The 9,205-nt window shown below is 51.4% G+C and carries 8 protein-coding genes, 3 pseudogenes and 1 other annotated feature; of the genes and pseudogenes, 7 read left to right on the forward strand and 4 right to left on the reverse strand.

What is annotated here, in order from left to right; translation table 11 throughout:
- Window positions 1-1,105: DUF3748 domain-containing protein (locus tag BHE85_RS05850; RefSeq protein ID WP_242412317.1), on the forward strand; the 1,105-nt coding region annotated here is incomplete at its 5' end.
- 1 nt (window position 1,106) lies between these two features.
- Here BHE85_RS05850 and BHE85_RS05855 read toward each other — a convergent pair.
- Window positions 1,107-1,439, reverse strand: coding sequence for a YceK/YidQ family lipoprotein (locus BHE85_RS05855; protein ID WP_011379315.1), 333 nt, complete (start codon window positions 1,437-1,439; stop codon window positions 1,107-1,109).
- Between the two features lie 239 nt (window positions 1,440-1,678).
- Window positions 1,679-1,751 (forward strand) — a sequence feature (ROSE (Repression Of Heat Shock gene Expression) occurs in the 5'-region of heat shock genes and acts as an RNA thermometer to modulate expression.).
- Here BHE85_RS05855 and ibpA point away from each other — a divergent pair.
- From ibpA to BHE85_RS05870, 3 genes are all read left to right on the forward strand, one after another.
- Window positions 1,745-2,158: a small heat shock chaperone IbpA gene (gene ibpA, locus BHE85_RS05860; RefSeq protein WP_001243437.1), complete on the forward strand. Its 414-nt coding sequence runs from the start codon at window positions 1,745-1,747 to the stop codon at window positions 2,156-2,158. (Overlaps the previous feature by 7 nt.)
- 111 nt (window positions 2,159-2,269) lie before the next feature.
- The gene (gene ibpB, locus BHE85_RS05865) at window positions 2,270-2,698 is read left to right on the forward strand and encodes a small heat shock chaperone IbpB (protein WP_001243431.1); all 429 of its coding nucleotides are present in this window, start codon (window positions 2,270-2,272) and stop codon (window positions 2,696-2,698) included.
- A gap of 196 nt (window positions 2,699-2,894) precedes the next feature.
- The gene (locus BHE85_RS05870; protein WP_001279754.1) at window positions 2,895-4,556 is read left to right on the forward strand and encodes a putative transporter; all 1,662 of its coding nucleotides are present in this window, start codon (window positions 2,895-2,897) and stop codon (window positions 4,554-4,556) included.
- On the opposite strand, the gene BHE85_RS05875 is transcribed toward BHE85_RS05870, so the two are convergent.
- Entirely contained in the window at window positions 4,553-5,269 is a 717-nt protein-coding gene (locus tag BHE85_RS05875; protein ID WP_001300779.1) for a GntR family transcriptional regulator, read from the reverse strand. The two genes, BHE85_RS05870 and BHE85_RS05875, sit on opposite strands and share 4 nt — an antisense overlap.
- A gap of 294 nt (window positions 5,270-5,563) precedes the next feature.
- Between BHE85_RS05875 and BHE85_RS05880 the strand changes: the two genes are divergently transcribed.
- Together BHE85_RS05880 and BHE85_RS05885 are read left to right on the forward strand one after the other, a co-directional pair.
- A complete protein-coding gene (locus tag BHE85_RS05880; RefSeq protein WP_000951106.1) occupies window positions 5,564-7,180 on the forward strand; it encodes a PTS sugar transporter subunit IIB in 1,617 nt (538 codons plus the stop codon).
- A pseudogene (locus tag BHE85_RS05885) lies at window positions 7,180-8,503 on the forward strand (6-phospho-alpha-glucosidase). Before BHE85_RS05880 ends, BHE85_RS05885 begins: the two are co-directional and overlap by 1 nt.
- On the opposite strand, the pseudogene BHE85_RS27245 reads toward BHE85_RS05885, so the two are convergent.
- Together BHE85_RS27245 and tnpA are read right to left on the reverse strand one after the other, a co-directional pair.
- Window positions 8,500-8,574 (reverse strand): annotated as a pseudogene (locus BHE85_RS27245) (hypothetical protein); the annotation flags it as partial. The pseudogenes BHE85_RS05885 and BHE85_RS27245 sit on opposite strands and share 4 nt — an antisense overlap.
- Before the next feature lie 59 nt (window positions 8,575-8,633).
- Window positions 8,634-9,065: pseudogene (gene tnpA / locus BHE85_RS05895) on the reverse strand (IS200/IS605 family transposase).
- Window positions 9,066-9,072: 7 nt separating this feature from the next.
- Between tnpA and BHE85_RS05900 the strand changes: the two are divergent.
- Window positions 9,073-9,205 (forward strand): helix-turn-helix domain-containing protein (locus BHE85_RS05900; RefSeq protein ID WP_148694912.1); only part of this gene is annotated, 133 nt, incomplete at its 3' end.

Genomic DNA, 9,205 nt, shown 5'->3' on the forward strand with positions numbered 1-9,205 from the left:
AACAGGTCCTCAGAGCATACATATTCTGCGGAGCGTGCGGCAACAACAGGACGAACAGGGGCGGTTTTCAATTTGCAGCCGTCAGGCTGCCGTGGTTCATCCGAAGTCAGAGAAATATGTTTTCATCCATGGCCCGGAAAATCCTGATGAAACATGGTATTACGATTTCCATCATCGACGCGGAGTCATTGCTGAAGGCGGCAAGGTGAGCAATCTCGATGCAATGGATATTACCGCGCCGTATACGCCAGGAGCGCTGCGCGGCGGCAGCCATGTGCATGTCTTTAGCCCGAACGGTGAAAGGGTGAGCTTTACCTATAACGACCATGTAATGCATGAACTCGATCCGGCGCTGGATTTGCGAAACGTCGGTGTTGCTGCGCCGTTTGGCCCGGTCAACGTACAAAAGCAGCATCCGCGTGAATACAGCGGTAGCCACTGGTGCGTGCTGGTGAGTAAAACCACGCCCACGCCGCAGCCTGGCAGCGATGAAATCAATCGTGCTTATGAAGAAGGATGGGTAGGAAATCACGCGCTGGCGTTTATTGGCGACACACTTTCGCCAAAGGGCGAGAAAGTGCCGGAGCTGTTTATCGTTGAGTTACCGCAAGATGAAGCTGGCTGGAAAGCGGCAGGTGATGCGCCGTTAAGTGGAACGGAAACCACCCTGCCCGCGCCACCGCGCGGCGTCGTGCAGCGACGTTTAACCTTTACCCACCATCGGGCTTATCCGGGGTTAGTCAACGTCCCGCGCCACTGGGTGCGCTGTAATCCGCAGGGTACGCAAATCGCGTTTTTAATGCGTGATGATAACGGCATTGTGCAACTGTGGCTTATCTCGCCACAGGGCGGCGAGCCGCGCCAGTTAACCCATAACAAAACGGATATTCAGTCTGCATTTAACTGGCATCCGTCAGGAGAATGGTTGGGCTTTGTGCTGGATAATCGAATTGCTTGTGCCCATGCGCAAAGTGGCGAGGTTGAGTATTTAACCGAAAGCCACGCCAATCCACCTTCTGCGGACGCCGTGGTCTTCTCGCCGGATGGTCAATGGCTGGCGTGGATGGAAGGCGGCCAGCTGTGGATCACCGAAACTGATCGCTAAATCAGTTATCAGGCATTCTGGCCGGTGGAATAACCGCATTGGTGGCTTGCGCGTTGGCTTCGCTTTTTTCAACGTGTGAGCGCACCGAGCTGTCTTTGCGGAACACATCCCACGGCAGTAAAAGCGTGTCCATCACAGCGGTAAACGGCATATCGAGAATCGCCAGCGACTTAGTGCCCCAGTTGGTTTCATCGTCGCCAATCATGGTTGCGCTGGCGCGGGTGCCGGGATACGTTCCTTCTTTCCCTCCGGTATGGGACATCACGCTGGAGCATCCTCCGAGTAATGTCATTCCGCTGCATATCATGAACGCTAACAACACATTTCTTATCATAATAAATTCATCTGTTGATCGTGGGTGTTGGCCTGATGAGTTATAGCGATCCCTTGCTGAAAATAACATCATCATTACGTCGCACTGTGGCGGCTATCGCACTTTAACGTTTCGTGCTGCCCCCTCAGTCTATGCAATAGACCATAAACTGCAAAAAAAAGTCCGCTGATAAGGCTTGAAAAGTTCATTTCCAGACCCATTTTTACATCGTAGCCGATGAGGACGCGCCTGATGGGTGTTCTGGCTACCTGACCTGTCCATTGTGGAAGGTATTACATTCTCGCTGATTTCAGGAGCTATTGATTATGCGTAACTTTGATTTATCCCCGCTTTACCGTTCTGCTATTGGATTTGACCGTTTGTTTAACCACTTAGAAAACAACCAGAGCCAGAGTAATGGCGGCTACCCTCCGTATAACGTTGAACTGGTAGACGAAAACCATTACCGCATTGCTATCGCTGTGGCTGGTTTTGCTGAGAGCGAACTGGAAATTACCGCCCAGGATAATCTGCTGGTGGTGAAAGGTGCTCACGCCGACGAACAAAAAGAGCGCACCTATCTGTACCAGGGCATCGCTGAACGCAACTTTGAACGCAAATTCCAGTTAGCTGAGAACATTCATGTTCGTGGGGCTAACCTGGTAAATGGTTTGCTGTATATCGATCTCGAACGCGTGATTCCGGAAGCGAAAAAACCGCGCCGTATCGAAATCAACTAATTCCCTAAGGCCGCCTGACGCGGCCTGACATCTCCATGCTCGCCGTCAGGGAGCATATGCGAATCTTCGGATTTGCAGGTACTTACTCGCTTCTTAGAAGGAGAAATGACTATGCGTAACTTCGATTTATCCCCACTGATGCGTCAATGGATCGGTTTTGACAAACTGGCCAACGCACTGCAAAACGCCGGTGAAAGCCAGAGCTTCCCGCCGTACAACATTGAGAAAAGCGACGATAACCACTACCGCATTACCCTTGCGCTGGCAGGTTTCCGTCAGGAAGATTTAGAGATTCAACTGGAAGGTACGCGCCTGAGCGTAAAAGGCACGCCGGAGCAGCCAAAAGAAGAGAAAAAATGGCTGCATCAAGGGCTTATGAATCAGCCATTTAGCCTGAGCTTTACGCTGGCTGAAAATATGGAAGTCTCTGGCGCAACCTTCGTAAACGGTTTACTGCATATTGATTTAATTCGTAATGAGCCTGAACCCATCGCAGCGCAGCGTATCGCTATCAGCGAACGTCCCGCGTTAAATAGCTAACTAGCTATTCTCTTTGCCCCCGCCATTCTGGTGGGGCTTTTTTTGTCTTTCTTCTTCAACAATGCGTTAAATTTCGACTGTTTAAGATATTTCGGCACGTTCTTTCCCGTGATAATGTGCGCTATAAGGCAAATCTGCTTCACCGATTCAGCCATAATCCGTAGCAATTAAAATGTTATCTCAAGAGAAATGGACGATGAGTGATATAGCATTAACGGTCAGTATTCTGGCTTTGGTGGCAGTCGTCGGTTTGTTTATCGGCAACGTCAAATTTCGCGGCATAGGATTAGGTATTGGCGGCGTGCTGTTTGGTGGGATCATCGTCGGCCATTTTGTTTCTCAGGCGGGGATGACATTAAGTAGCGATATGCTGCATGTTATTCAGGAATTTGGCCTGATCCTGTTCGTTTATACCATCGGGATTCAAGTAGGGCCGGGCTTCTTTGCCTCATTGCGCGTCTCCGGATTACGCCTCAACCTGTTTGCTGTTCTGATCGTCATCATCGGTGGTCTGGTTACCGCCATCCTGCATAAACTGTTTGATATTCCACTGCCGGTAGTGCTGGGGATTTTCTCCGGTGCGGTTACCAATACGCCAGCGCTGGGGGCAGGGCAGCAGATCTTGCGCGACCTGGGTACACCAATGGAAATGGTCGATCAGATGGGGATGAGTTACGCGATGGCGTATCCATTCGGCATTTGCGGGATTTTGTTCACCATGTGGATGTTGCGGGTTATTTTCCGCGTCAATGTCGAGACAGAAGCTCAGCAGCACGAGTCTTCACGCACCAATGGCGGCGCGCTGATCAAGACTATCAATATTCGCGTTGAGAACCCTAACCTGCATGATTTAGCTATTAAAGATGTACCGATTCTCAACGGCGACAAAATTATCTGCTCGCGTCTGAAACGCGAAGAAACCCTAAAAGTTCCTTCGCCAGATACCATTATCCAACTGGGCGATTTGCTGCATCTGGTGGGGCAGCCAGCGGATTTACATAATGCGCAACTGGTGATTGGTCAGGAGGTCGATACTTCGCTGTCCACGAAAGGCACTGATTTGCGCGTCGAGCGTGTGGTGGTCACCAATGAAAACGTGCTCGGAAAACGTATTCGCGACCTGCACTTTAAAGAACGCTATGACGTTGTTATCTCGCGCCTGAACCGTGCCGGGGTCGAACTGGTCGCCAGTGGCGATATCAGCCTGCAGTTCGGCGATATCCTCAATCTGGTGGGGCGTCCGTCCGCAATTGATGCCGTTGCCAATGTGCTGGGGAATGCGCAGCAAAAACTGCAACAGGTTCAGATGCTGCCAGTGTTTATTGGCATCGGGCTTGGCGTATTGTTAGGTTCTATTCCCGTCTTTGTGCCTGGGTTCCCGGCCGCGTTGAAACTGGGGCTGGCGGGCGGTCCGCTGATTATGGCGTTGATCCTCGGGCGTATCGGCAGTATCGGCAAGCTGTACTGGTTTATGCCGCCAAGTGCCAACCTCGCGCTGCGGGAGCTGGGGATCGTGCTGTTCCTCTCGGTCGTTGGTCTGAAATCTGGTGGGGATTTTGTGAATACCCTGGTCAATGGCGAAGGGCTAAGCTGGATTGGTTATGGTGCCCTGATCACCGCCGTTCCGCTGATTACTGTTGGCATTCTGGCGCGGATGTTAGCCAAAATGAATTACCTGACCATGTGCGGGATGCTGGCAGGTTCCATGACCGATCCTCCGGCGCTGGCGTTTGCTAATAATCTTCATCCAACCAGTGGTGCGCCGGCGCTCTCTTACGCCACTGTCTATCCGTTAGTGATGTTTCTGCGAATTATCACCCCCCAATTACTGGCGGTGCTCTTCTGGAGTATCGGTTAACTCTTTTCCGGGTGGAGTCGCCGTAAATGGTACTCCACCTGGTATTCGCTGGCATTTCTGAACATCACTGAATAATTCAAAAACTCCCCGCTCTCGCTATATGACAACGAGGTGATCCGCAGCAGTGGCGTGTGTTCCGCTACCTTCATTTGCCGCGCCAGCAGTCTATCGGCGAGCACCGGCGTCAGGCTTTCATAATTACCGCCAATCAAAATCCCACACTCTTGTTCAATATATTCAAACTTCGACCCTTCCAGATGTTGCAGCGAAAGATTACGGAACAGTTTAACCGGCATATAGCTGTCTTCCAGCATCAGCGGTTTCCCTTCCACAAAACGAACGCGACGGGAGAAGTAGATCTGCTCGTTGATTTGAATCCGTAACTGGCTGGCAATGGCCGGAGGCGCAGGCATGATTTCAAAAATCAGCACCTGGCTGGTGACCGTTTTTCCCTGCCGTTTTAACACCTCCACCAGTCCGGTCAGGCTGGCGGTTTGATGCAGCACATCTTTGCGCACCAGGTAAGTGCCGCTGCCGTGGCGGCGGACCACCAGCCCCCACGCTACCAGCAGGTCAATCGCTTTACGGATGGTCATCCGGGATACTGCAAATTCTTCCGCCAACTTTTTTTCACCGGGAAGAAGGCTGTTTAGCGTGAAATCCGCGGAATTAAGTCGAATTCTTAACCGCTCCGCAATGCTTTTGTAGATCATCTCTAGATCTCTTTTTTGCCTGCAAGCCCGGGTAATGCGCCCACAAGTTCTGCTTAATCGATTGAAAAAACATCTTTTTTTAAAGATGTGTTCGATGCTGTGTACCAGTGCTCACAGATGTCTACTTTTTCGCGAAAACGTAGATCTCTACCGCCCAACGAAAAGCATGAAAGCGATCACGAATCCCATTGGGTCGTCATGTTCTGCCGATCGCATCTTCCTATCCTCGCTCCAGGCCTGCCGCATAACCAATCAGGCTTCCTACTTACAGAATTGAGAAAAGAGGATGTGGAAATGCTCAGTCAAATTCAACGCTTTGGCGGCGCGATGTTCACGCCAGTGCTGCTGTTTCCCTTCGCCGGGATTGTGGTGGGTCTTGCCATCTTGCTGCAAAACCCGATGTTTGTCGGGGAATCACTGACCGATCCGAACAGTTTATTCGCGCAAATCGTACACATTATTGAAGAGGGCGGTTGGACGGTATTCCGTAATATGCCGCTGATTTTTGCTGTCGGTTTACCCATTGGCCTTGCTAAGCAAGCGCAGGGGCGTGCTTGTCTGGCGGTGATGGTGAGTTTCCTGACCTGGAACTATTTCATCAACGCGATGGGAATGATCTGGGGAAGCTACTTCGGCGTCGATTTCACTCAGGACGCGGTGGCAGGTAGCGGTCTGACAATGATGGCCGGGATTAAAACCCTCGATACCAGCATTATCGGCGCAATTATCATTTCCGGCATTGTGACGGCGCTGCATAACCGTCTGTTCGATAAAAAACTGCCGGTTTTTCTCGGCATTTTCCAGGGGACGTCTTATGTGGTGATTATCGCCTTCCTGGTGATGATCCCCTGTGCCTGGCTGACGTTGCTCGGTTGGCCAAAAGTACAAATGGGGATTGAATCTCTGCAAGCGTTCCTGCGTTCGGCGGGTGCGCTTGGGGGGTGGGTTTACACCTTCCTCGAACGTATTCTGATCCCAACCGGTTTACACCACTTCATCTACGGACAGTTTATCTTTGGTCCGGCAGCTGTTGAAGGCGGCATTCAGATGTACTGGGCGCAGCATCTGCAAGAGTTCAGTCTGAGCGCCGAGCCGCTGAAATCGTTGTTCCCGGAAGGCGGTTTTGCCCTGCACGGTAACTCAAAAATCTTTGGTGCCGTGGGCATTTCTTTAGCGATGTACTTCACTGCCGCACCGGAAAATCGGGTAAAAGTGGCGGGCTTGCTGATTCCCGCAACCTTAACCGCCATGCTGGTGGGAATTACCGAACCGCTGGAATTTACCTTCCTGTTCATTTCACCGTTGCTGTTTGCGGTACACGCCGTGCTGGCGGCCTCAATGTCGACCGTGATGTATCTCTTTGGTGTGGTGGGCAACATGGGCGGAGGTCTGATTGACCAGGTTTTACCGCAAAACTGGATCCCGATGTTCAGCAACCACGCGGATATGATGCTGACCCAAATCGCCATTGGGTTGTGCTTTACCCTGCTGTACTTCGTGGTTTTCCGCACACTGATTCTGCAATTCAACATGTGCACGCCGGGACGTGAAGATGCGGAAGTGAAACTCTACTCAAAAGCCGAATACAAAGCCTCGCGAGGCCAAACCACCGCTGCAGAGCCAAAAAAAGAGCTGGATCAGGCTGCCGGTATCCTGCAAGCCCTGGGCGGGGTCGGCAATATCTCCAGCATTAACAATTGCGCGACGCGTTTACGTATTGCACTGCATGACATGTCACAAACGCTGGATGACGAAGTCTTTAAAAAGCTGGGAGCGCACGGCGTCTTCCGTAGTGGCGATGCCATTCAGGTGATCATTGGTCTGCATGTATCCCAGCTGCGTGAACAGCTCGATAGCTTAATTAATTCTCATCAATCAGCAGAAAATGTTGCCATTACGGAGGCAGTATAATGACCAAATTCTCAGTGGTTGTCGCAGGCGGTGGAAGCACCTTTACGCCAGGCATCGTGTTGATGCTCCTGGCGAATCAGGACCGTTTCCCGCTTCGTGCACTGAAATTTTATGATAACGATGGTGCGCGGCAGGAAGTGATTGCCGAAGCCTGTAAAGTCATCCTTAAAGAGAAAGCGCCGGACATTGCGTTTAGTTACACCACCGATCCTGAAGTGGCATTCAGCGACGTTGATTTTGTCATGGCGCACATCCGCGTCGGCAAATACCCGATGCGCGAACTGGATGAAAAAATCCCGCTGCGCCACGGCGTTGTTGGTCAGGAAACTTGCGGACCCGGCGGAATAGCGTACGGCATGCGTTCCATTGGCGGCGTCCTGGAACTGGTGGATTATATGGAAAAATATTCACCAAATGCCTGGATGCTCAACTACTCCAACCCGGCAGCAATTGTCGCAGAAGCCACGCGTCGTCTGCGCCCGAATGCGAAAATCCTCAACATCTGTGACATGCCAATCGGTATTGAAAGCCGGATGGCGCAAATTGTTGGGCTGCAAGATCGCAAACAGATGCGCGTGCGCTACTACGGCCTGAACCACTTTGGCTGGTGGACATCAATTGAAGATTTGCAGGGCAACGACCTGATGCCCCAGCTGCGGCAATATGTCTCTAAGCACGGTTATGTTCCACCGCAGCAAGATACACATACTGAAGCGAGCTGGAACGACACCTATGCAAAAGCGCGGGATGTCCAGGCACTGGACCCGGATACATTGCCGAACACCTATCTGAAATATTATCTCTTCCCGGATTATGTTGTTCAGCATTCCAACCCTGAACATACCCGCGCGAATGAGGTGAATGGAACATCGCGAGAAACAGGTTTTCGATGCTTGCCGCGCCATTACAGCGGCAGGAAATTCAGCGGCGGCCAAGCTGGAGATTGACGAACATGCGTCATACATCGTCGATCTGGCGGCGGCAATTGCCTTCAACACTCAGGAGCGGATGTTGCTGATTGTGCCTAACAACGGGGCAATCCATAACTTTGATGATGAAGCGATGGTCGAGATCCCGTGTCTGGTCGGGCACAACGGACCAGAACCACTGGTGGTCGGCGATATCCCGCAGTTTCAGAAAGGGTTAATGAGTCAGCAAGTGGCGGTGGAAAAACTGGTCGTGGACGCCTGGGAACAGCGTTCATATCAGCACCTGTGGCAGGCGATTACGTTATCGAAAACGGTACCGAGCGCCTCGGTCGCCAAAGCTATTCTGGATGAGTTGCTGGAGGCCAACAAAGCGTACTGGCCAGAGTTACGTTAATTGTGTGGACTGGCATCCGTTGGGTGCTGGTCCGTATTCTTTAGCACGGCTGACGGCGCATAACCAAATTTATCCGGTGCGCCGTAAAACCCCGTCCTTCAGGGCGGGGATATAAGGCGCGGTTTTCCACCTAACCAGGTGTTTGCTGTTGTTCAATGTATTGGCGGATGACGGATATTGGCGCACCTCCGCAGCTATTGGCAAAATAGCCAGGACTCCACAAAACGCCTTTGTAGTAATACCTGACTGCAATATCTGGTCGATCTCGTCGCAGTAACCTACCCGATACGCCTTTGAGGCTGTTTACCAGACTGGATATCGCCAGTTTGGGAGGATAGTTAATTAACAAATGGACGTGATCTGGTTCGCCATCCATTTAAACCAGTTCAGCTTCAAAATCAGCACATACATTTGAAAAGTAAGTGCGTAGTTTTTCTGTCGCGTCATAGTCAAAAATCTGACGTCGGTATTTGGTGACAAAGACCAGGTGAACATGCATCAGGAAAACACAATGCCTTCCACGCCGGATATCGGTTTCTTTTTTCACAGACCAAAGTATCATTTGGCCTGTGAAACGACTACAAGCATTTAAATTCCAGTTAAGACCCGGTGGTCAACAGGAGCGTGAAATGAGGCGCTTCGCAGGCGCATGTCGTTTCGTTTTCAATCGTGCTCTGGCACGTCAGAATGAGAATCATGAGG

It is taken from the genome of Shigella sp. FC1567 (assembly GCF_001743015.1).
Classification (GTDB): Bacteria; Pseudomonadota; Gammaproteobacteria; order Enterobacterales; family Enterobacteriaceae; genus Escherichia; species Escherichia coli.

Coding starts and splice junctions, on each gene's coding strand:
- BHE85_RS05855 (WP_011379315.1), bottom strand. CDS start 1,439: ATGATAAGAAATGTGTTGTTAGCGTTCATGATATGCAGCGGAATGACA.
- BHE85_RS05875 (WP_001300779.1), bottom strand. CDS start 5,269: ATGATCTACAAAAGCATTGCGGAGCGGTTAAGAATTCGACTTAATTCC.
- ibpB (WP_001243431.1), top strand. CDS start 2,270: ATGCGTAACTTCGATTTATCCCCACTGATGCGTCAATGGATCGGTTTT.
- BHE85_RS05880 (WP_000951106.1), top strand. CDS start 5,564: ATGCTCAGTCAAATTCAACGCTTTGGCGGCGCGATGTTCACGCCAGTG.
- ibpA (WP_001243437.1), top strand. CDS start 1,745: ATGCGTAACTTTGATTTATCCCCGCTTTACCGTTCTGCTATTGGATTT.
- BHE85_RS05870 (WP_001279754.1), top strand. CDS start 2,895: ATGAGTGATATAGCATTAACGGTCAGTATTCTGGCTTTGGTGGCAGTC.